At 61.3% G+C, this 22,229-nt stretch carries 15 protein-coding genes and 1 rRNA gene; 2 read left to right on the forward strand and 14 right to left on the reverse strand.

Going from position 1 to position 22,229, the window contains the following annotated elements:
• Positions 1-49: 49 nt before the first annotated feature.
• Genes BI292_RS20635 through BI292_RS20655 form a run of 5 tightly spaced genes read right to left on the reverse strand, consistent with a single transcriptional unit; the run spans position 50 to position 5,544 of the window.
• Positions 50-1,330 (reverse strand): beta-ketoacyl synthase N-terminal-like domain-containing protein, encoded by a 1,281-nt coding sequence (locus BI292_RS20635; protein WP_101208977.1) that lies wholly within the window; start codon positions 1,328-1,330, stop codon positions 50-52.
• On the reverse strand, positions 1,327-2,622 hold the full coding sequence (locus BI292_RS20640; RefSeq protein WP_101208978.1) for a beta-ketoacyl synthase: 1,296 nt from the start codon (positions 2,620-2,622) through the stop codon (positions 1,327-1,329). Before BI292_RS20640 ends, BI292_RS20635 begins: the two co-directional genes overlap by 4 nt.
• The gene (locus BI292_RS20645) at positions 2,619-3,689 is read right to left on the reverse strand and encodes a beta-ketoacyl synthase (RefSeq protein WP_101208979.1); all 1,071 of its coding nucleotides are present in this window, start codon (positions 3,687-3,689) and stop codon (positions 2,619-2,621) included. The genes BI292_RS20640 and BI292_RS20645 overlap by 4 nt, the downstream gene beginning before the upstream one ends.
• 1 nt (position 3,690) lies before the next feature.
• Entirely contained in the window at positions 3,691-4,965 is a 1,275-nt protein-coding gene (locus BI292_RS20650) for a beta-ketoacyl-[acyl-carrier-protein] synthase family protein (protein ID WP_101208980.1), read from the reverse strand.
• Between the two features lie 9 nt (positions 4,966-4,974).
• The gene (locus BI292_RS20655; protein WP_092273682.1) at positions 4,975-5,544 is read right to left on the reverse strand and encodes an acyl carrier protein; all 570 of its coding nucleotides are present in this window, start codon (positions 5,542-5,544) and stop codon (positions 4,975-4,977) included.
• Positions 5,545-6,078: 534 nt separating this feature from the next.
• Here BI292_RS20655 and BI292_RS20660 point away from each other — a divergent pair.
• Positions 6,079-6,423, forward strand: coding sequence for a cupin domain-containing protein (locus BI292_RS20660; protein WP_016783536.1), 345 nt, complete (start codon positions 6,079-6,081; stop codon positions 6,421-6,423).
• 222 nt (positions 6,424-6,645) lie between these two features.
• Here BI292_RS20660 and mmsB read toward each other — a convergent pair whose 3' ends face one another.
• A complete protein-coding gene (gene mmsB / locus BI292_RS20665; RefSeq protein WP_101208981.1) occupies positions 6,646-7,530 on the reverse strand; it encodes a 3-hydroxyisobutyrate dehydrogenase in 885 nt (294 codons plus the stop codon).
• 10 nt (positions 7,531-7,540) lie between these two features.
• The gene (locus BI292_RS20670) at positions 7,541-9,067 is read right to left on the reverse strand and encodes a CoA-acylating methylmalonate-semialdehyde dehydrogenase (protein WP_092273687.1); all 1,527 of its coding nucleotides are present in this window, start codon (positions 9,065-9,067) and stop codon (positions 7,541-7,543) included.
• 161 nt (positions 9,068-9,228) lie between these two features.
• Here BI292_RS20670 and BI292_RS20675 point away from each other — a divergent pair, with 161 nt between their 5' ends.
• Complete coding sequence (locus tag BI292_RS20675; protein WP_092273690.1) at positions 9,229-10,176, forward strand: LysR family transcriptional regulator; 948 nt, start codon at positions 9,229-9,231, stop codon at positions 10,174-10,176.
• Here BI292_RS20675 and BI292_RS20680 read toward each other — a convergent pair.
• From BI292_RS20680 to rrf, 7 genes are all read right to left on the reverse strand, one after another.
• On the reverse strand, positions 10,173-10,625 hold the full coding sequence (locus BI292_RS20680) for an OmpA family protein (RefSeq protein WP_092281539.1): 453 nt from the start codon (positions 10,623-10,625) through the stop codon (positions 10,173-10,175). The two genes, BI292_RS20675 and BI292_RS20680, sit on opposite strands and share 4 nt — an antisense overlap.
• Before the next feature lie 56 nt (positions 10,626-10,681).
• Complete coding sequence (locus BI292_RS20685; protein WP_101208982.1) at positions 10,682-11,947, reverse strand: diguanylate cyclase domain-containing protein; 1,266 nt, start codon at positions 11,945-11,947, stop codon at positions 10,682-10,684.
• Positions 11,944-12,519 carry a YfiR family protein gene (locus BI292_RS20690; RefSeq protein WP_101208983.1) on the reverse strand — a complete coding sequence of 192 codons (576 nt, stop codon included), beginning with the start codon at positions 12,517-12,519 and terminating at the stop codon, positions 11,944-11,946. Before BI292_RS20690 ends, BI292_RS20685 begins: the two co-directional genes overlap by 4 nt.
• 120 nt (positions 12,520-12,639) lie before the next feature.
• Positions 12,640-14,748, reverse strand: a complete 2,109-nt coding sequence (recD, locus tag BI292_RS20695) for an exodeoxyribonuclease V subunit alpha (protein WP_101208984.1) — start codon at positions 14,746-14,748, stop codon at positions 12,640-12,642.
• Positions 14,745-18,434: an exodeoxyribonuclease V subunit beta gene (recB, locus tag BI292_RS20700; RefSeq protein ID WP_101208985.1), complete on the reverse strand. Its 3,690-nt coding sequence runs from the start codon at positions 18,432-18,434 to the stop codon at positions 14,745-14,747. The genes recD and recB overlap by 4 nt, the downstream gene beginning before the upstream one ends.
• Positions 18,431-21,883 carry an exodeoxyribonuclease V subunit gamma gene (recC, locus tag BI292_RS20705; protein WP_101208986.1) on the reverse strand — a complete coding sequence of 1,151 codons (3,453 nt, stop codon included), beginning with the start codon at positions 21,881-21,883 and terminating at the stop codon, positions 18,431-18,433. The genes recB and recC overlap by 4 nt, the downstream gene beginning before the upstream one ends.
• Positions 21,884-22,039: 156 nt before the next feature.
• Positions 22,040-22,155 (reverse strand): 5S ribosomal RNA (rrf, locus tag BI292_RS20710).
• Positions 22,156-22,229: the final 74 nt, after the last annotated feature.

The following is a 22,229-nucleotide window of genomic DNA, read 5'->3' on the forward strand; positions in this document are numbered from 1 at the left end:
GACAGTGACATCCCTTGAGTAGAAAAAATGTTTGAGTGCGCGCCGGCGGCTAGCGGGCGAGCTGATGGTCGTGCTGATGCTCGTACTGATAGTCAAGTTGGTAACAGGCGCTGAAACCGTTGCTGTCGCGGTTGATGATCAGGCAGTCGTGCAGCACCGCGTCGCGGCGTTCGCCGAGCACAAACGGCAGATGCGCATCGACTGATTGCTGCAACCCGATGATCGGCGGCACGCTTTGCGCCTGTAGTGCGTGATGGGCGAGGATCAGATCGGCCAGGCTCGGCGCTCCGCTGAGAATGCCGGTCACCGATGCCGCGCTGGTGATGTGCGCAGCGCCGACGCGAGCCAGCGTGCGTGCGAGGTCGGCGTCTTTTTGCGGATCGCCGCTGGCGCTGCTGATCAGCAGATCGGCCTGTTTGTCCGGCAGGCTCAACGCGTCCAGCCGCGCATGCGCGTAAAGTCCCGCGACGCAGGTTTTCGGCCCTGGCGGCAGATCGCCGGCGCGGCGCAGAATCAACGCCGCCGCGCCCTCCCCGGCAATGCCGCCCGTGCCCCGGCGATCAAACGCCAGCATGTCGTGGCTGCCCTCGGTGCTGATCACCCCGGCGTCGGCCAGTGCGGCCAACGCCAACGGGTCAAGTTCACTGCCGGCGCCGACCACAATGGCCGCATCGATACGACCGCTTTGCAGCGCCGCGCAGGCTTCGCGCATGGCCGCCAGATTGCCCGCCACGCCTTGCATGTAGGCGTTGCATTCGCACTCCAGCTTCAGCGCCAGGCTGATGATCCCGAGCAAACCGTTGCTCAGACTTTTCAGCACCAGGAACGGGTCGAGTGCGCGCTCCTGCAATACCCGTCGAGCGAGGCGCTGCATGTCGGCGCCACTTTCATCGAGGGTTTCATCGCGGCTTTCATCGCCGGGCTCAGCGGGGCGCTGGTCGCGGCATTCGTGGAGCAGCTCGCCATACGCGGCAATCGACGGATGGGTGTAGCCGCCCTGGCAGCAATAGAGGCCATAACGCACACCATCGCTGCCCGGTTGCAGCCCGGCGTCTTCCAGCGCCTGGCGCACCGCGCTGACACCCCAGATCACCGCTGGCGGGCAGTAGCGCTGCAAGTTCTGCGCGACGTCCTGCCGACTGCGTTGGTGGTCTTCCTCGGCAACATGCCCGAACGCGGCGACGCGCTCGCTGTAAAACAGTTTCGATTGCAGCAGCGCGATGCCGCTCCGCGCTTCACTGGCCGCCGACCAGAAACGCTGTACGCCCCAGCCACTGGCCAACACGCAGCCACTGCCGGCAATCGCGACACGTACATTAGCGCCAGTCATTGTCCGTGCTCCCGGTATTTGCCAAGCGCCAGCGAGGTATTGAGCCCGCCGAAACCAAACGAATTGCTCAAGGCAAAATCCACCCGACGGCTGACTGCTTGCCCGGCGCAATAGTCGAGGTCGCATTGCTCATCGACGGCATGCAGGTTGACGGTTGGCGTCACCAGATCATTCAGACAGGCCAGCGCGGTGACGATGCATTCCGGCGCACCGGCAGCAGCAATCAAGTGGCCAAATTGTGATTTGTTGGCGCTGACCGCCAGCGACTGATAGTGCTTGTGTTCGGCGAACACACTTTTGATCGCCAGCGTCTCGGCGACGTCATTCAGCGGCGTCGAAGTGCCGTGGGCGTTCACCAGATCAATCTGCTGCGGGCGCAAACCGGCGTCGTCCAGAGCCGCTTGCATCGCCAGCGCTGCGCCACGCCCTTCGGGTTGCGGGGCGGTGACTTTGTAGGCGTCGAGGCTGCTGCCAAAACCGAGCACTTCGGCATACGGCGTGGCGCCGCGCGCCAGGGCGTGTTCGAGGCTTTCCAGCACCACAAAACCGCCGCCCTCGCCGGCAATCAGGCCACTGCGATCACGGTCGAATGGCCGGCACACATCGGCGCCCCAGCGCTGTTCGCTGGAGGCCGCGCCGAGCAGGTACAGCGCGGCCATGGTGTCGAGGTTCAACACCGAATCGGCGCCACCGGCAATCGCCACGCTGACTTCGCCGCGACGAATCATCTGGAACGCATTGCCGATCGCCTGGGACGCGCCAGCGCAGGCGCTGCTGATGTTGATCACCGGGCCTTCGCAACCCAGGCCGTCGGCAATCACCCGCGCCAGCCGATCATTACTCTGGCGCAGCGAGCCGTCGGCGCTGACTTCGGCGGCACGCGGCATCAGCTGTTGCCAGCTCGGCGCGGCAGCGTCGGGGCCCTGGGCGAGCAGCATGTCGGCGAGCATGTGTTGCGGCGCCCCGGAGGCGCAAAGCACCGCGGCATCACGCATTTGCGCGACGCTCAGGCCGCTGTCGTTGACGGCCTGGGTGGCGGCGACCCAGCCAAAACGGCTGCGTTTTTCCAGCGCTACGGTCCAGGCCGGATGGTCGCGCAGGGTGTCGGGCAAAAGCGTCATGTCGACGGCGGCGGCGTAGCGCACCGGGAAGACTTCGTCCTGCAAACCGTCGGGCTGCCACGGGCGCACACAATGTTCGGCGCCGAGCATTTTTTCCCAGAGGGTCTGCCACTCGAAACCAAACCCGGTCACGGCGCCCATGCCGGTAATCACAATCCGTGTTGCGCTCATGTGTGCTTCTCCATGGTTTCGCTGAGCAACAGCAAGGCGCCCCAATGTCCGGCGCGGCTGTGGCTGACCAACAGCGTATGGCCGGGCGTCGGCGCTGCGGCTTGACGCTGCTGCAAGGTCAGGGCGATTTCCGTCAGCAAAGCGCTGGCGCCGAGTTCGCCGGTCACGCTACGGCTGCTTTGAACGCCCCGAGGATGTTCGGCGAAGAGGTTTTTCAGCAGCGGATCATCGGCATTCGCGACGATGTCCTGCACGTCACTGAGGCGAAGTTTCTGCGCGTTCAGGACCTGTTCGATGACCTTGGCACCGACGGCCGCGGCGCGTTGCGGATCGGCGCTGTAACCGCGGGCGAACCCGACGATCCGCAGCGCGTTGGCGCTGTTCGGCGCCGGTGTCGATGCCAGCAGCAACGCGGCCGCGCCTTCACCGAAAATCACCCCGGCCGGCGGCTTGGGTTCGCGCAAATACAGGGCCGGCGTCAGGTTCGGGCTGCTGCTGACCACCAGCGCGGCGTCGGCGCGTTGCTCGGCAATTTGCTGCACAGCTTCGATCAACGCGTCGAGCCCGGCGTTGTCCTGAGAACAAAACCCCGCCATCGGGCCGTGGCATTCCAGAGCTTCGGCGACGTAGGCCATCACGCTGCTGTTGAGCAGTGTCAGCGCGTGCAGCGGCGGCGTGTTGGCCAACAACGGTGCCAGCACTTTTTGCGGTTGTTCGCTTATCGCCTGCACCGCTTCCCAGCAAGGACTCGGCGCGTCGACCTCCGGGATCGCTGCAGTCAACGCAATGCGTGTCGGCGGTAATTGCAGCGCCGCGAGTGACGGTGCCAGGCTGGCCACGCAATGCAACAGCCGCAGCCCTTGCGGCTCGACGCTGCGCTGGATCTTGCGGTCGAACAGGTCGCGGGCCAGGCTCGGCGTGGCCAGCGCGAAGGCTTGGCGCGTTGGGTCGAATGCCAAGGGTTGCGGCGCTGGCGGCGTTCCGAGCAGCTCCCCGCACGGGTTGCCACACGGGTCGCTGGCAGCGTTCAAAACCGCCGCCGAATGGATGTAAACGGCAATGCTCATGTCATGCCCTCCCCAAAATCAGCGAGCTGTTGACGCCGCCGAAACCAAACGAATTGGACATCACCACGTTGATCGACTGACGCACCGGTTCGCTGAGGAATTTCAGCGCAGGGTATTCGGCGCGGTCGTGGTCGTAGTTCAACGTCGGCAACAGCACGCCGTCGCGCAAACTGATCAGCGACAGCACCGCTTCGATTGCGCCGCTGCCCGCGAGGGAATGGCCGATCGCCGATTTGTTGGCGGTGAACGTCACGTGTTGCTGCCCTTGAGCAAACACCCGTTGCAGCGCCAGGGCTTCGCAACTGTCGTTGGCCTGCGTGGAGGTGCCGTGGGTGTTGACGTGTTGCACCGCGCTGCCGAGCAGTCCGGCGTCTTCGATGGCCGCTTCCATGCATTCCTCGTATTTGCTGCCATCGCGGCTGCTGGAGGTCATTTTTTGCGCCTCGCAGACATTCGCGTAACCCAATACGCGGCCCAGCGCCGTGGCTTTGCGCCGCTGCGCGTGTTCGGCGGATTCAAGGATGACCAGCGCCGCGCCCTCGCTGATGACGAAACCGCAACGGTCGGGCATGAATGGGCGGCTCTGTTCGCTGGCCGGCAGGTCGGCCTGGCACAGCGCGCCGAGGCTGTTGAACATGTAATAAGGCAGTTCGTTGGCCATCAATTCGACAGCGCCGCAAATCGCCAGGTCGATTTCGCCGCGCTCGATGGCCCGGTAGGCGCTGCCAATAGCCATGGTGCCGGCGGCACATGCATCGGAATGGGTGGAAATGTGGTCACGGATCCCGAGTCGCTCGGCGAGGTATTGAGTCTGCTGATCGACCCGCCGCGCGAACGGCGAACTTGCCGGCGCCGGGTGCGCCAGCAGTCGATCGAGATCGACGCGCCCGGCCTCATCCATGCAGTGGCTGGCGCGCTGCAGCTCGTCGCTGTCAGCGCAGTATTTGTTGGCGCCGAGGAATAATCCGCTGCGCGCATGAGCAACGTCGGCCGGGGTCAGGCCGGCATGCTGCAAGGCTTGCCGGGCAACGTAATCGGCCAGCACGCTTTGCCGTGGATGCAGCGCAGCGTTGCCGCCGAACCCGGCGGCGATCTGCTGCCATTGGCCGTCATCGATAAAACCGGCCGCGCAGTTGTTGAAGCCCAACGCCTTGAACCGTGGATGTTCGCGGACACAGGATTGCTTCTGGCAAATCCGCTCGAACAACGTGGCGGCGTCCAGCGCCATGGGCGCCACCAGACCGAATCCGGTCACATAGACTTCTCGTGCCCGCATGAGAACTCCCTACACCGTTTCTTTGACGTGAGTGGCGACAAACTGCTCCACCAGTCGACGCGAAACTTCGTCACCGTCCGCCGGCACCAGACGCGCACTGCAAGCACCACAGACCACTTGCTGACGCTCGTTCAACAGCGCATGGCTGGAACTGCAATCCGGGCAGTCTTGCGGCAGGTAGTTGAAGAGGTTGCGGCACTGCTGCGCCCAATTGCGCACGGTGGTGGCGGCAAACACTTGTGCCGGTTGCATGCCGGCCTTGAGTTGCTCCGGGGCGTAGGCGCTCAAGCTCTGTTCGAGCAGTTCCTTGCCGCTCTCGGTGATGCGGCCGTTGACTAGGAATTCACTGGCGTCGCCGCACACGGCGACGGCGTGATCCAGCACGCTGGTTTTCGGCAACGTGCAGCCATATTGACGGCCCAACTGAAAACTCAGGTCGACGATGTCCAGCGAATCCGCGCTGAGGTCATCGACGATGCTGCTGTTTTCGTCGATATCGTCGGCGCTCATCACCAGCAGTTGCGCGAGGATTTCGCGGGTGCTGGCAATAACGTTTTCCAATTCCAATGGATTGTTCATGTCTATCTCCCTATATATCGTGACTGCTTCATAAATTCGGCACAGGAGAAGTAACTATTCCCACAGAAACTTCTCACGCGGCGGAAATCTAAACTCTGTCCTTAAGGGGAGAGTCAACGAACTATTTGAAGTTTTTCAGCAACTTCGGACGGGCGTTCAAACTGCCTCGGCGCCGCACTCTATTGGTGCGCAGATGGGTGAAGGACGTCTTAATTGCTTAACAAACGCTGGGTAAGGTAGGAAGAGCGCGGTGTCGCGGATGAATACCGTAACAGGCCTGAAAGTTCTAACTTGCAAAAGACAGCACAGACGTACAAGCAACAAAAACCGGACAAGTAAACAGTTATAACTTCATAACCCTTGCTCTATATCAGGGCGGGCGGTAATTACCGCAGTTTGATGGTTTGTGAGTGCGGCCGGAGCAAGCCGCAACAGCGCTGCTGGGTATCTGAATGTCGAGCACAGACAATTGCGCAACTGCGGCGCGCTATACCGTGCGACTTCAGTTACCCAGCCCACTGCCCCGGAGTCCACATGAGCGCACCCATCACCGTCCTTCGCGACACCCATCCGCTGCCTGTCCTCGACGCCTGCAAATGGGAAAAACTCGAAGGCGACCCGCACACCGTCAACCTCAACGCCTACACCAGCGAAGACGGCAGCAAGATCATGGGCACCTGGATCTGCACACCGGGCAAGTGGTACGTCGAATACGTGAAGTGGGAATACTGCGATTTCCGCGAGGGTTATTGCATCATCACCCCGGAAGGCAAAGAGCCAATCCACCTGCGCGCCGGGGATATTTTCGTGGTTGAGCCGGGGATGAAAGGCACGTGGGAAGTGGTCGAAACCGTGCGCAAGTATTTCGTGTTTGCCTGATGCAAAAAACCGGGAATCACCCGACGTGATTCCCGGTAAATGTCGCTAAAGTCCAGATGCAGGGCTGTTGTGGCGAGGGGGCTTGCCCCCGTATGGCGGCGAAGCCGTGGTGAAGTCTGCCAACGCGCAGTCACTGCTGGAAATGCAGGGGAGTGCTTCGCACTCCAACGGGGGCAAGCCCCCTCGCCACAAAGGCTCACTCCTACAGTTTTTGCGGTGTTACTACGGTTTACGGTAGCTGTTGATGATCGCCGAGAAGTCTTTGCCACCCTCCCCGCGTTGGCTCATCGCCTGATACAACTGCTGCGCCACCGCACCGAGTACCACCGGCTGGTGCGCCTGACGCGCCGCTTCGGTCGCCAACCCCAGATCTTTGAGCATCAGTTCGGCACCAAATCCGCCGGTATAACCGCGCGAGGCCGGCGCTGTTTCGACGATGCCCGGCCACGGGTTGTACATCTCCGAACTCCAGCAACGCCCGGTCGAACTGTTGATGATCCCGGCCAGCACGCCAGTGTCGATGCCCAATGCATCACCCAGCGCCATCGCTTCACTGACGCCGACCATCGAAATCGCCAGCAGCAAATTGTTGCAGATCTTGGCGATTTGCCCGGTGCCGACTTCGCCGCAATGGACGATGTTGCGGCCCATTTGTGCCAACACCGGTTGCAGCGTTGCGAACAGCTCTGGGGTGGCGCCGACCATAAAGGTCAGGGTCCCCGCCGTCGCGCCACCGGTGCCGCCGGACACCGGCGCATCCGCCATGGCCACGCCTTGTTTGGCGGCGGCCGCGGCGACATCACGCGCAGTCTGCGGATCGATGGTGCTGCAATCCACCGCCGGCACGCCTTTGCCGATACCGGCGAGCACGCCGTCCTCACCGAGCCAGACGCTGCGCACATGCACGGCGGCCGGCAGCATGGTGATCACCAATTCAGCGTTTTGCGCCGCTTCGCGAGCCGAAGCGCTGATGGTGCCGCCCAGTTGCTCGAGTTCGGCGAGCACGGTTTTGTTCAGGTCGACCAGGTTCAGCGAGTGGCCAGCCTTGATCAGGTTGCGCGCCATCGGCGCGCCCATGTTGCCGAGGCCGATAAATGCGATTTTCATGTCCGGCTCCTTAACGCAAGTTAATGGTGGTGTTCACACCGTCGTTGACGCTGTCGTCATCGAACCAGCGACTGGTGACCGTCTTGGTCTGAGTGTAGAACTGCACCACTTGCTTGCCATACGGGCCGAGGTCGCCGAGTTTCGAACCGCGCGAACCGGTGAAACTGAAGAACGGCACTGGCACCGGAATCGGGATGTTGATGCCGACCTGGCCGACGTCGATTTCATTCTGGAATTTGCGCGCCGCTGCACCGCTCTGGGTGAACAGGCCAGTGCCGTTGCCGAACGGGTTGGCGTTGACCAGCGCAATCGCCTGATCAAGCGTGTCGACTTCCAGCACCACCAGCACCGGGCCGAAGATTTCCTGGGTGTAGATTTGCATCTCGGTGGTCACGCCGGAGAACAGCGTCGGGCCGACAAAGTTGCCCTGCTCAAAACCCGCAACACTGATCTCGCGACCGTCGAGTTCAAGCTTGGCGCCTTCCTTGATGCCGCTTTCGATCAGCTCCAGAATCCGCGCTTTCGCCCGCTTCGAAATGACCGGGCCGACATCGGTGCCCGCCTCGCTACCAGCATTGACTTTGAGTTTCTGCGCCAGCGCCTTCAGATCCGGCAGCCATTGCTTGGCCGCACCCACCAAAACCACCACCGAAGTGGCCATGCAACGCTGACCGGCGGCGCCGAAACCGGCGCCTACCAAGGCATTCAAGGTTTGTTCGCGATTGGCGTCCGGCAGGACCACGGCGTGGTTTTTCGCGCCCATCATCGATTGCACGCGTTTGCCGTGTTTTCCGGCCAAGTCGTAGACGTGCGTGCCGACAGCGGTCGAACCAACGAAGGAAACCGCTTTGATGTCTTTGTGCGTGCACAGCGCATCGACCACGTCTTTGCCACCGTGCACCACATTGAGCACGCCGGCCGGAACGCCGGCCTCAATCGCCAGTTCCACCAGCAGCAGGGTCGACAGCGGATCCTGTTCGGACGGCTTGAGCACGAAAGTGTTGCCGCAAGCGATGGCCATCGGGAACATCCACAGCGGAATCATCGCCGGGAAGTTGAACGGGGTGATGCCGGCGCACACGCCGATCGGCTGGCGCAGCGTGTAAGTGTCGACGCCGCTCGCGACGTTTTCGGCGAACTCGCCCATTTGCAAAGTGCCGATGGAGCAGGCGTGCTCGACCACTTCGAGACCACGGAAAATATCGCCTTCAGCGTCGGCAATGGTTTTGCCCTGCTCGGCGCTGAGGACCACGGCGATGCGTTTGGAGTGTTCACGAATCAATGCCTGGAGCTTGAGCATGATGCGCATCCGCGCGCCGATCGGCGTCAGCTTCCAGGTCTGAAAGGCACGATGGGCGGCGCTGATCGCGGCGTCTACTTCCTGCGCAGTGGCAAACGGCACTTTGGCCAGTACTTGCTGAGTCGCCGGGTTGACGATGTCCTGCCATTCGGTGGTCTGCGATTCAACCCACTCGCCGTCGATCAACAGCTTGACGTTCTGGACCGTGGTTTCGTTTGGCGTGAGCGATGCGTTCATGCTGGTCTCCTGGACTTATTCTTATCTGGAAAGCTATGCAGGGAGCCAAGGCGTGTAAGTCGCCTTGAGATGAGGCGTGTGTCGCGAATTGGTTGTCGGACGGTTTTTGGAGTATAGATGTGCAAACTTCTAATAAGAACGCACATAAAAGCCGGTCCATCATGCAAAAAAACATCACGTCTTTAGGTTCGCTGAACTGGGACGACCTCAAGTTTTTCCTCGAAGTCGCCCGCACTCGCAAGGCCAGCACCGCGGCCAAGCGCCTCGCGGTGGACTACACCACCGTCTCGCGGCGCATCAGTTCGCTGGAAACCGCGCTGGGCACTTTGCTGTTCGAGAAGTCGCGCACCAGCGGCTTCGTGCTGACCGCCGAGGGCCAGCGTTTGCTCGGTTACGCCGAGTCGATTGAAAGCACTTTGCACATGGCGTGCGAGCAGGTTTCCGGCTCCGGCGTGGCGCTGTCCGGGCATGTGCGGATGGGCTGCACCGAAGGTTTCGGGAGTTTTTTCATCACCCCGCAGCTCAGCCATTTCGTCGATGCCTACCCGGCGATCTCGGTCGATATCCTGCCGCTGCCGCACTTCATCAGCCTGTCCAAACGCGAGGCCGATATCGTCATCGCCCTCGAACGTCCGGAGCATGGGCCGTACGTCTGCTGCAAACTCTGCGACTACAAATTGCAGCTCTACGCGACCCAGGATTATTTGGACAAACACCCACCCATCCGCCGCCCGGCTGACCTGGCAAAACATTCTTTCATCAGTTATGTCGATGACTTGGCGTTCAGCTCGGAGCTGCTGTACCTGGCCAACGTGCTGCCCGGCGCCAGCGCCAACTTGCGCAGCACCAGCGTGATCGCGCAATTCGTCGCGGCGCAGCAAGGGCGGTCGCTGGCGATCCTGCCGTGCTTTCTGGCGGCGCAGGACTCCCGGCTGCTGCCGGTGTTACCGGCGGAAATCAACATCACGCGGCAGTTCTGGATGTACTGCCGCGAGGATCTGCGCAAGCTCAAGCGGATCACCCTGTTGTGGGATTACATCCGCGAGGTGACTGAGCAGAATCGGAGTTTGTTGATGGGGGAAAGTCGGGAAATGCTGTTTGCCGATTAATCGGCAATCACCACAATCGCCACCCGGCGATTCTCGGTGCGGCCAGCCGGTGTGTCGTTCGACGCTACCGGTTCAGTGCTGCCGAGGCCTTGCAACTTGATGTTCTGTTGTTTCATTCCGACTGAGGTCAGCACATTGCCCACGCTTTTCGCGCGGCGCAGGGACAGTTGCTGGTTGTAGGTTTCTTTACCCGAACCATCGGTGTGCCCGTCGACCCGCACCCGCTCGATGCCGGCGCCTTGCAGCGCTTTACCGATGCCCTGGACGATTTCGGTGCTTTGCGCATTGAGGGTTTCGACGTCGCTGCCGAACAGGACTTTGCCGGACAGGCCAAACGCCCAACCTTCATCAGTCAGCTCGAAACCTTGTTGTTTAAGCACGGCAATCTGCGCCGGGGTCAGGCCTTGTTGCGGGACGGTCTGGCAGCCGGTCAACGCCAATAACGCCATGAACAGGGTGACGGCGAAAAATCGCAGGGAACGCTGGGGAATCGAGAACACGGAAATTAGCTCCTGGTTTGAACGTGGGCTGGGTGCTCCGACCCGGCCGTTTGTTGGGCGCCTCGGGACAGGCGCTTGGCTTGGTACATCGCGGCGTCGGCGGCATTGAGCAGCGCCCCCGGCGTGGCGCCATGATCGGGGTAGACCGCAACGCCGATACTGAGGGAGGTCAACACCGTGGTGCTGCCGGGCAAGGTGATCGGCACTTCCATGCTGGCGAGGATTTTGTCGGCAATGCGCTCGGCGTCTTCGTTCTTGTGCAGCGGTGTCAGCAGCACGGCGAATTCGTCGCCACCGAGGCGCGCCACCAGGTCTTCTTCGCGTAACTGCGCCCGAACCCGAGTGGCCACCGCGACCAGCACCGCGTCGCCCGCCGCGTGGCCGAAGCTGTCGTTGATTTCCTTGAAGCGGTCGCTGTCGAGGAACAACACCGCCACGCGCTCGTTGAGTTTGTTGGCATTGCGCAACGCACGAATCAACCGACCTTCGAAATATGCCCGATTGGGCAACCCGGTGAGGCTGTCATGGCTGGCCTGATGGGCGAGGGTTTCGTTCTCGCTTTGCAAATGGGTTTGCCAGGATTCGAGCTCATCAAGCAAGGCATTGAAGTCATTGCCGAGGTTGTCCAACTCGGCGATGGCGGCGGGCGGTACGCGTCGGTCGAAGGCGCGTTCGCTGCGTGCGGCGTGCGCCACCGCGGCGAGGCTGCGCAACGGGCCGGTGATGCCGCGCAATTGTCGACGCGCCAGATACAACGCGACCCAGGCACTGACGGCCGTGCACAAAATGATTCCCACCAACCCACTGAGCAAGAAGCGCAGGAGGCTGCCGCCGTGACCGGTGAGCTCGATGCTGCCGATTTCCTGGCCCTGATGGACGATCGGCATGCTGATCGGTTTTTCCAGAAATGCTTTGGCGATCTGCATTTCGAGATCAGAGAGAAATCCGGTCTCCGGGCGCTGCCAACGGGCGAGCAGCACGCCTTGCTCGTCGAGCACCTGCGCGTCGGCGACTTCTTCGGTAGAGGCGATCAACGCCAGCGCTTCGGTGGCAGCCGCCTTGTCGTTGAACACCACCGCCGCTTCGACCGTGTAATTGATCGAGCGCGCGATCAGGTGCAGGTTATGGTCGGCGTAGACCCGCAGGGCCAACACGCCGAGGAACGTCAGCGATACGCTGGCCATGGCCACGCCGACCAGCGCAACAATCAAATGGCCGCGGCCAATGACCGAACGCAACGTGGGGCGATGACTCGATTTGAATAGGCTCATGGTGCCGCCGGCTTGCGGCGCGACAGTTGCAGCACGCTCGGGTGAATGCGCACGCCACTGCGCGCGACGGAATCGAGGTTGACCTCGAAGGACACTTGATCATCGCTGACCCGCAGGCAAAACAGACTGCCAACGGTGCACGGGTCGCTGCCTTCGCTGATGCTCAATATCGGTTGCCCGATCAACGAGGCAAACAAACGGCCGCGCTCATCGGCGGTCAGTTTGCCGATGTACACGGCATCGCAATCGCTGGCAATCGCCGGATTATCGGCAAGCAAGCGTTGCACGGTGACGGGACGTCCGCTGGCCTGGGTCGAGCCCTTGACCAGATCGTCGGTGTATTGAGTCGGGCCGACCACGCACAGGCGCAGTTGCGCAGGCTCGACCGGCCAACGCGCGTAACTGAGAATCCCGAGCACAACCTGGGTCACCGCTTTGGCCCGTTGGTCGGCCATGCTGACGGCGGTTTCAGGTTGAGCGAATGTGATACCGGTCAGCAGACAGAGCACGACGACAAGCAATAGTTGCTTGCAGCCGGTAACGCTCTCTGTCACCCGGACAGCCAACTTCATGCAGGGATTCTCTTCGATTAAACGCAATGATGCCGCAACGATAGCACAGCACCGAACACCCCGCGAGGCCGCTAAACACGGGACTTGCAGCCAGTTTTATGTCGTCAACCGATTGGCAGTTCAAGCGCTAGACTCAATGCCCTCGTCCAACTCCAGCATCAACCCGCTGAGGCGCTTCACTTTGCGTTGCACCGCCTCTTCGAACACACCCGCGCGCGGCTCGATCAGGGTGAACCAGTCCTTGGCGCGGGTGATGCCGGTGTAAATCAATTCTTTGGTCAGCACCGGATTGAGAGCGTCCGGCAGGATCAGCGCCGTGTGCGCAAACTCCGAACCCTGGGATTTGTGCACGGTCATCGCGTACACCGTTTCGACATCGTTGAGCCGGCTCGGCAGGACAAACCGCACGCCACCCTGTCCGTCGTTGCGCGGGAACGCGACACGCAAAACCGGCTTGCCGGCCTCGGGGCCATCGCGCTCCGGCAATTTCAGCGCGATGCCAATGTCGCCGTTCATCAACCCCAGACCGTAATCGTTGCGCGTCATCAGCACCGGCCGACCTTCGTACCACTGCTGATCACCGTCGATCAAACGCGCCTTGAGCAAGGCTTCGGTGATGCGCTGATTCAGGCCTTCCACGCCCCACGGCCCTTTGCGCACGGCGCAGAGCAACTGGAAGGTGTCGAAAGCGTTCAGCACTTGCCGCGCCCATTCGGTCCAGCGTGGATCATCGAGGCTGCTGCCCGGCGCGGGCCGCTGATCGCGCAGCAGGCTCAGGTAATGGCGATAACCGTGTGGCCCGTCGTTGTGGCCGTCGAGCAGCAAGCGCTCCAGCGCTTTGTCCTGCTCACCCTTGAGCGGCAGGGAGAACACGTCTTTGAAGTTGCGCTCGGCCAACAGCTTGCGCGCCTCATCAGGCTGCTGCTGATTGACCCATCGCGCCAATTGGCCAATGCCGCTGCCTTCGCCGAACCGGCGTGAGTGGCGCAACATCACCACTTGTTGGGCCAACGGGTGCGTGCCGTCGGTATCTTCGTGCAGCCCGCTGGCCTCAAGGCTTTCACCGCTGACGGCTTGCAGCCATTGGCGAGTCTGCGGACTGTACCAACCGCCCTCGGCATCGCGGCACAGATCCCCAAGCACGGCGCCCGCTTCCACCGAAGCCAGCTGATCCTTGTCACCGAGCAGTACCAGCCGTGCATGCGCCGGCAAGGCATCGAGCAGATTGGCCATCATCTCCAAATCGATCATCGAGGCTTCATCGACCACCAGCACATCCAATGGCAAACGGTTACCGGCGTGATGACGGAAATGCCGAGTACCGGGACGACTGCCAAGCAAACGGTGCACGGTGGTGACTTCGGAGGGAATCTTCTCGCGCACGGCCTCGGCGACTGTCAGCGATTGCACTTGCTGGCTGATGGACTCGGTGAGCCGCGCAGCAGCCTTGCCGGTAGGCGCAGCCAGACGAATACGCAATGGTTTGCCGGCTTCCACGGCCGGCGCTTGAAGCAGCGCCAACAAGCGCACGACGGTGGTGGTCTTGCCGGTCCCCGGGCCGCCGGTGACGATACTGAACGCGCTGCGGGTAGCGAGAGCACACGCGAGTTTTTGCCAATCGATCACCTCGCCGGGTTTGGCTGGACCGAACAGGCCGGTCAAGCGTTGCAGCAGATCCGCAGGCGTCGCTTCGTGTTCGGCCAAGCGTTGGCGCAGGGCATTGTCGATGCGCCGTTCGTAGGTCCAGTAACGACGCAAATACAGGCGCTTGCCCGACAGCACCAAGGGTCGCTGGCGCGCCGCTTCACTGCCATCTACCGCCAACGCCACCAGACTGCTGGCCGCCAGCGCCTTGCACCAGTGGGCGCCGTCCAGCGCTTCGAGCAATTGCGACGGCAGCAACATCGCTCCACTTTGCACATCACCTTCGGGCGGCAGCGACAGGGCAAAGTCCGGTGCTTTCAGGGTTTCGAACAGGTCCAGGCAAACATGGCCGTGACCGAGCTGGTGACTGGTCAACGCAGCGGCGAGCAACACCAGCGGATCGTCATCGGGCGCGAGTTCGTGGAGAAACGCGACAAACGCTTTGTCCAGCGCTCGCAGCCAGCCGCGTTCGACCCAGCGTGTCAGCAGCAGCAGAAGATCCTCGGCACGGCTCAGCGGCGCCAGGTCGGCCAGGCTTTCGGCCGCGAGCGGCGTCGGCAGCAGATCGGCGAAGGTGCGGCTCATAGCAGTTCTCCCTGTTCCCAGGCGGGCTCAGCCTTGGGTTCGGCCTTGCCCTGGAACAGCCGGTCCAGTCGTTCGATCAATTCCCGCGGCGGCCGGGCGAAATAAACGCCTTGGCTGGCCGCGCGAGTCCCGCGCAGGAACAGGTACAAGGCGCCACCGATGTGTCGGTCGTAATCGTAGTCAGGCAGCCGCGCCTTGAGCTGGCGATGCAGTGCCAACAGGTACAACACGTATTGCAGGTCGTAGCGGTTGTCGAGAATCGACTGTTCCATGGCCTGCTCGGTGTACGCCGCATCGTCGACGCCGAGCCAGTTGGATTTGTAGTCGGCGACGTAATAACGGCCTGCATGCTCGAACGTCAGGTCGATGAAACCCTTGAACATGCCATTGAGCAGCACCGGTTCGGCGGCCACGCGCGCCACGCCGTTGTGGGTGTGTTGGCGCACCAGTTCATCAAGTTTGAGCACGTCGACCGTGTGGCTGGCGAACCAGAACTCCATTTCGACGCGATATTGGCTCAGTTGCTCGAACACCACCGGTGGCTGCCCGCCACCAATGTGCAGCGGCGAGCGCAGCAGGTGTTGCAGCCAGTCGCTCAACGTGACGATCCAGCCTTCCCAGCCGCGTCGGTTGCAGCGACGGCCCACCGCGTCTTCCACGGCTTTCGGTGAAGCATTAAAACCTTCATCGCCGGCCCATTCGAGCAAACCGTGGAGGAATGTGCCAGGGTTTGGACCACGCGGAAAGCGGTGAATGTCCGCGCCGCCGGTCGCCACTTCGCGTGGCGCTTCGGGATCCAGACGTTCATCGTCGAAGAGCTTTTGCGCCTGCGGATTCTCCGGCGCTTCGTCGCTGCCCACGCTCATGCTGTCGCCAATGCGCAAGGCACTGTAAGAAGCAATCCACCAGTTTTCACTGGCCTTGCGCTTGGGGATCAACGGCGCGAGCAAGGTCGCTTCATTGCGCGGCGGATGGTAGAGCTCGGACGTTGCCTCGGGCATTTCGCTGTAGCTGAGCGCGGGGCAGTCTTGCTGCAAGTCTTCGAGCCAACGGGTCAGACCGGCGGATTCGGCCAGTGCCGCGCCGCCGCCCAGCAGGTAACCCAATGCTGACAGGTGCAGCACCGAGCTGTTGTTATTGCCACGTTTGAGATCGGTGACACCCAGCCAGCACGCATGCTGCGCGCGGGTCAGCGCGACGTAGAGCAGGCGTAAATCTTCGGCCAGACGCTCGTCATCGGCCAAGGCGATCAACTCGGCAGTCGGTTTCAGCGTTACTTGCGCCTTGCCCGCCGCGTCGTGGTAATGCAATGGCAGACGACTGCCGTCCACCGGTTTCGCCGAGCAGATGAACGGCAGGAACACCAACGGATACTCGAGGCCCTTGGATTTGTGGATGGTGACAACCTTGACCAGTTGTTCATCACTTTCCAGACGCAGGATCTGTTCTTCTCCAGCCTGCCCCGACAACGCCAGGTGCTCGGACAGATGTCGAATCAGCGCTTGTTCGCCATCCAGTTCGGCGGCTGCTTGTTGCAGCAGTTCGGAGAGGTGCAAAAGGTTGGTCAATACCCGTTCGCCGTCGCTGCGGGTGATCAATGCCTGGGGCAACTGGAAGTCGTGCAGCAAGCGCCGGAGCATCGGTAGCACGCCTTGCTTGCGCCAGATCTCGCGATAACGGCGGAACTGCATGACCCGCGCTTCCCAGGCCAATTCGTCCTGATTCAACTGCTCGAGTTCTGCCAACGAGAGGTTCAGGGTGATGCTGGCGAGCGCGGCGCGCAACGGGCGTTCGGCATCGGGTTCAGCGCAGGCCTTGAGCCAGGTCAGCAGGTCATGCGCCTCCTGAGCGGCGAACACCGAATCCTTGTCCGACAGGTAAACACTGCGCACACCACGAGCAGACAGTTCACCGCGCACGGCTTGGGCCTCTTTGCCGTCGCGGACCAGAATCGCGATATCGGCCGGCAACAGTCCGCGGAACGCTTTACCGTCCTGGGTGAATCCCGCCAGCCCCTGTTGTCCGCCATTGAGCAGCGCGGTGATTTCGCTGGCACACGCGGCGGCCAGTTGTTGTCGATAAACCACACCGGACAGCGGTTGTTCGGCGACCAGATGCCAGATGTTCAGCGCCGCCACGCTTTGCCCATCGACGTGCAGAACTTCCTTGCGACCCTGGGATTGCACCGGCAGGAACGGCACCGGATTTTCGCCACTGTCCTCGCGAAAGAGAAACGCACCGCGTCCGGTTTCTCGCAATTCGGCGCGCTCGAAAACGTGGTTCACCGCGTTGACCATGCCGTGGCTGGAGCGGAAGTTGGTGCCCAGTGTATGCAAGCGTCCGGTGGTGGCCTGGCGGGCGCGCAGGTAGGTATAAATGTCGGCGCCGCGAAAGGCATAGATCGCCTGTTTCGGGTCGCCGATCAGGAACAGTCCGCACTCGGGATTATTCTCTTCGATGCGATAGATGCTCTCGAAGATGCGGTACTGCACCGGGTCGGTGTCCTGGAATTCGTCGATCAACGCCACCGGGAACTGTTCACGAATCAGGCTGGCCAGGCGCTCGCCGCCGTCGGCCTGCAGTGCTGCATCGAGGCGCAATAACATGTCGTCAAAGCCCATCTCTGCACGACGACGTTTTTCCTCTTCGAATCGAGCACCGACCCACTGCGCGGCGTGCTGCAGAACCGCCGCGTCGGGCGTCGGCAATCCGTCGAGACTGAGCTTCAGGCCGGGCATCGCGTCCAGGCCCGGATGACGAGGCACTTCACCCTTCCAGGCTTCTGCCATGCCATCGGGCGTCAGGCGCGTGAAGCCAGTACCGATGTCCAGTTGCTCGAGGGCTTCGTCCGCCGCCCAGGCTTTGATTTTCTCGAACCACGGTTCGAAGTAGCGCGCCTGCATCTTCCGTCCGTCGACGGTTTTACTCGCCACGCCCTGCTGGCAGATTGCGAGCAATTCGTCTGCCCATTGTTGCCAAGGCATCTTCAGGTCGACCAGCGCGGTGCGTCGTTCGAGCAAACTTTCGGCGATCAACTCGGCAGGTTCTTTGCCCTGAATACTCTCGCGCTCGCTGGCAAACAGACCTCGCACGCGCGGCAGCAATGCGGCAGGGCCGCCCCAATTGGTGCGAACCCAACTTAGCGCATCGTCCTGCATCGGGTAGCAAAACAGCCGCCAATAATCGCGCAGCACTTCACCGAGCAAATCGCTGTGATCGGTTTCCAGGGTCTGGGTAAACAGACTGCCGCTGTCGAACGCATGTTCGCGCAACATGCGCTGACACCAACTGTGGATGGTCGAGACCGCCGCTTCATCCATCCATTGCGCCGCGATGTCGAGGCGATTGGCGCAACCGGACCATTGCTCGGGAGAAAACTCTTCGCGCAACTCGGCAATCAGGCTATCGGGAGCTGGCGTCTCGTCGCGGAAGTAGCGGGCAGCCTCCGCAAGGCGGGTTCGAATGCGTTCGCGCAACTCTTTGGTGGCCGCATCGGTGAACGTCACGACGAGGATTTGCGGCGGCAGCAGTTCACGTCCAAACCCGCTGGATTCGCCGCCATGGCCAAGGACCAGGCGCAGATACAGCGCGGAGATGGTGAAGGTCTTGCCGGTCCCGGCACTGGCCTCGATCAGTTGGCTGCCACGCAGCGGGAAGGCCAGCGCTAATGGTTTGTTCGTGTTCATGAGCGCGCACCTTCGCTGGTCAGTGATCGCCAAGGTGCTTCAAGCAATGGCCGGTATAAAGAGTCGCACCAACCGGCGAATGTCTCGTCGGCGATCAGACTGTCGTAATCGGCAAACTGCCGCGCAAGTGCCGGACTTTCGCGGCGCTCGCCATCGGTGGTCTGGCCGTCCCCTTCATAAGCTTTGCGCGCGGCGGCCTCGGCTTTGACCGGGTCGGTTTGACCGAGCCAGGCAAACGCGGTTTTTACGGCGATCGGCAGTGGCTGGCGCATACCGGTTTGCCAGGCGAGCAGCAGATTGCCGAGCGCTTGCAATGCGGCGCTCTTCTCCAAGGGTTCGAGCAAAAGGCTGTCGTCACTGGCGACCAGCGCGGTGGTCATCGACAAACCACTGGCGCAGGCAACCAGATGATTGACCCACGGACGAGTCAGTCGATGCCATTTGCGCGTCTTGATCGAGCCGATGCTGTTGGGAATGGTGGTAACCGAGAGTAGACCACCGTCGGCGCGTTGATGCAGCCCACTGAGCCAGCCTTCGAGGCGCAAGCCGTGCAATTCCAGACTCACCGGCAAGGCACTGGTGAGCGGCGTTGGCCATAACGTCAGAAGTTGCTGGTAGCGTTGCAGCAGGTCTGGGAGCGGCTCGATCAACTCTCGTTGCAGCCATTCGCCAAAACCGGCCATTGGCAGCAGCCCGCTGTTTTGCAGACGCAGCGCATGAGCCTCCAGCGCTTGATCGGCGTTCTCCAGTTGGCCCAGTGCGGCTTCGAGCAAACTGTCGCTGAGGCTATAGCGCTGCAGTGCGTCGAGGACAAACGGTTCTTCGTCGGCCAGCGGCATTTCGGCGGCTTGGAAGAATACTTTCAGGCGTTGGCTGAAGAAATGTCTGACAGGGTTGCGGAGGAAATCCTGTAACTGTCCGAGGCTCAGCGGTTCGTCCTGAACATAAGGTTCAAGGACCTCGGCGTCGGTTGCAGGTTTTTTCGACTGGTGAAGCACTTGCCACTCGCTGGCATAACTGAACAGCGCATCGCCTTCGTGGAAGTAGCGGGCACTGAACGGTTGCAGGGGATGCTCTTGGGTCATTGCCTCAAGCAACGATTCATCCTCGTCATTCAGCCGCCAACCGCTGGCCAGGTGATCACGCAGTTGGCCGATCAACACCGAGGCTGGGCGTTCGCTGTTATCGCGAATGCTCCGGCCGACCCAGGAGATATACAGTTGATTTCGCGCGGACAACAGCGCTTCCAGCAGCAGGTAGCGATCGTCTTCACGCCGCGACCGATCGCCGGGACGGTAATCGCTGCCCATCAAGTCGAAGTCCAGCGGCGGCTGCGCGCGTGGGTAATCGCCGTCATTCATTCCGAGCAGGCACACCAGTTTGAAAGGGATCGCGCGCATCGGCATCAAAGTGCAGAAATTCACCGCGCCGGCGAGAAAGCGCTGAGACAAGCGCCCTTGGTCGAGACCTGCCAGCCAGGCTTCGCGCACTACGGTCAGCGGTAGTTCATCCTGCAACCCTACCGACTCGCAGGTATCCAGCCAGGTTTCGCGCAGCTCTTCGAGTTGAGCCAGCAGGTAATCGTCGTGTTCGTTGCTGGCCTTGAAAAACAACTGCACCAAGCCTTGCAGTCGCACGCCCCACTCTTTCGGCGGCGCCGGTTGGGTGAGCTCCTGATGCGCGATTTCCAGCGCATCGAGCAGGGCGACCAAAGGACCGATCAGTGCGGCATCGAGGCCGCCAATTTCGTCGTAAGGCTCGATGCCTTCGCAGGCACTGGCGCTGCCGACGGCGTAACCCAGCAGCATGCGGCGCAGGCCGAAACGCCAACTGTTCTGCTCCAGTTCTGGCGGCAGACCGAGGCCGGCCCGCTGTTCGGCATTCATACCCCAGCGGATGCCGGCGCCTTCGATCCAACGATGCAGCGTCGGCAAGTCACGCTCTTCCACGCCGAATCGGGCCCGGAGCGCGGGCACATCCAGCAGGTCGAGGATCTCGCTGACCGGGAAGCGGCTGTCCGGGAGCTTGAGCAGGTGCTCGACGGCGATCAATAGTGGATCGCGGCCCCTCTGGCCCTGGTCGGCCAAGGTGAATGGAATGAAGCGCGGGTCATAACGTTCCAGCTGACCGAACACCGCGCGGATATGCGGCGCGTAGCTGTCGATATCGGGAACCATGACGATGACGTCGCGAGGCCGCAGGTCTGGATCGGCACTAAAGCGTTCGAGCAATTGATCGTGGAGAATCTCGACTTCGCGCTGTGCGCTGTGGGCAATGTGGAAGCGAATCGAGTGGTCGCTTTGCAGATTGACTGCCGGCCAATGCTCGCGAGTTTCGTTTAATGGACGCAGTTCGAGGATGTCGTCCTGTAACTGATTGAGCATGTTTTGCGGATTGTTTTCGCTGAACAGGTCGATGCGACCATCTCGAAATGCCGCGCGATAGCTGTTCGGGTCATCGTAGCTGTCAAGCAGGCTGATGTAGTCGCGCCCTTGTTTACCCCACGCCGCCAATAAGGGATGTGCATGTTGGTGAAGGGTTTGCGGATCGAGCACAACCGGCATCCCGCTTTTGCGCGACTGCCGTTTGTATTGATGCCGCAGCAAGTCCTTATCGGCGACGATGTCTGCCCAATGGTAACGACATGGGTTGTGCACGCAGAGCAGGACCTGACTGAATCGCGCCAATCCGGCAAGAGCTTCAAGTGCTTGTGCGGGTAGTGAAGAAATCCCGAAAACGATTACTCGGGACGGTAAACCGGCAGGCGCTTCATCGAGGCTGTTGATGCGCTCAATGAAACGCTGGTGGACACCGGCACGGCTCTGCGCCATGCCTTGCTCGCCGACATCCAGAAGCAGCGCGCGCCACAACTCCGCTTGCCAGCAATTGGCTGGGGTCAGCGGCTTCGCTTCGCCTCTGCCATTCCTCAGTTGATGTTTTCCTTCCGCCCAATCTTCGAGCCAGTCGGCTCGGTAGACCTGATATTGGTCGAACAGATCGGCGAGGCGTTCAGACAACTGATAGCGTTTGCGCAGATCGGTGTCGTGGGTAAGAAAGCGCTGCAGAGGTTCGAAATGCGGTTGGTCGATTAACTGCGGCAGCAGTCTCATCAGACGCCAGGTCAGTGGTGCTTTATCGAGCAGAGATTTGACCGGGATTTCATCTCGGCCAAGGACCATGCGATACAGCTGCCACATGAAACTGCCCGGCAATTGCACATCGATTGCCGCGGCGATACCGCAGCCGCCCATGTCGTCATCTTCAGGGTCTTCGGCGAGTGCGAGCTTCAGCCATTGAGCAATGCCGTTGCTCTGAACCAAGGCTATTTCATTTTCCAGGGGAGCCAGCGGGTAATGCCGCATTACGCCGATCACCAGGCTGCGCAGTTCATCAAGACTGTTGCTTTGAACCACCATAAACCCGGCATTGAGGGACGCTGCGTCCGGCATAAAGGCTTCCTTGGGTAAATACAAAAGCTAGGGCCGAACCTTAGCATTGTCGAGGGACTGTGACAGCCGCAAGGCGTCCGAGAATGCTGTAGGAACTTTTCCACCGGACAAACAAAACCCCTACCTGCGTACGCAGATAGGGGTTTCGGAATTTAATCTTGACGATGACCTACTCTCACATGGGGAAACCCCACACTACCATCGGCGATGCATCGTTTCACTACTGAGTTCGGGATGGGATCAGGTGGTTCCAAGGCTCTATGGTCGTCAAGAAATTCGGGTACCGAACCGTGGCCAGATGGCCTCGCTTCAGCAAATTGGGTATGTGACAGCTTCGGTATTTGTG

This window comes from Pseudomonas sp. 43NM1 (assembly GCF_002836905.1).
GTDB lineage: Bacteria > Pseudomonadota > Gammaproteobacteria > Pseudomonadales > Pseudomonadaceae > Aquipseudomonas > Aquipseudomonas prosekii.

Bases quoted from the DNA above. Each gene is read 5' to 3' on its own strand.
- BI292_RS20640 (WP_101208978.1), bottom strand. From the start codon at position 2,622: ATGAGCGCAACACGGATTGTGATTACCGGCATGGGCGCCGTGACCGGG.
- BI292_RS20680 (WP_092281539.1), bottom strand. From the start codon at position 10,625: ATGGCGTTATTGGCGTTGACCGGCTGCCAGACCGTCCCGCAACAAGGC.
- BI292_RS20660 (WP_016783536.1), top strand. From the start codon at position 6,079: ATGAGCGCACCCATCACCGTCCTTCGCGACACCCATCCGCTGCCTGTC.
- BI292_RS20670 (WP_092273687.1), bottom strand. From the start codon at position 9,067: ATGAACGCATCGCTCACGCCAAACGAAACCACGGTCCAGAACGTCAAG.
- recD (WP_101208984.1), bottom strand. From the start codon at position 14,748: ATGAGCCGCACCTTCGCCGATCTGCTGCCGACGCCGCTCGCGGCCGAA.
- BI292_RS20690 (WP_101208983.1), bottom strand. From the start codon at position 12,519: ATGAAGTTGGCTGTCCGGGTGACAGAGAGCGTTACCGGCTGCAAGCAA.
- recC (WP_101208986.1), bottom strand. From the start codon at position 21,883: ATGCCGGACGCAGCGTCCCTCAATGCCGGGTTTATGGTGGTTCAAAGC.
- BI292_RS20645 (WP_101208979.1), bottom strand. From the start codon at position 3,689: ATGAGCATTGCCGTTTACATCCATTCGGCGGCGGTTTTGAACGCTGCC.
- BI292_RS20650 (WP_101208980.1), bottom strand. From the start codon at position 4,965: ATGCGGGCACGAGAAGTCTATGTGACCGGATTCGGTCTGGTGGCGCCC.
- BI292_RS20675 (WP_092273690.1), top strand. From the start codon at position 9,229: ATGCAAAAAAACATCACGTCTTTAGGTTCGCTGAACTGGGACGACCTC.
- mmsB (WP_101208981.1), bottom strand. From the start codon at position 7,530: ATGAAAATCGCATTTATCGGCCTCGGCAACATGGGCGCGCCGATGGCG.
- recB (WP_101208985.1), bottom strand. From the start codon at position 18,434: ATGAACACGAACAAACCATTAGCGCTGGCCTTCCCGCTGCGTGGCAGC.
- BI292_RS20635 (WP_101208977.1), bottom strand. From the start codon at position 1,330: ATGACTGGCGCTAATGTACGTGTCGCGATTGCCGGCAGTGGCTGCGTG.
- BI292_RS20655 (WP_092273682.1), bottom strand. From the start codon at position 5,544: ATGAACAATCCATTGGAATTGGAAAACGTTATTGCCAGCACCCGCGAA.
- BI292_RS20685 (WP_101208982.1), bottom strand. From the start codon at position 11,947: ATGAGCCTATTCAAATCGAGTCATCGCCCCACGTTGCGTTCGGTCATT.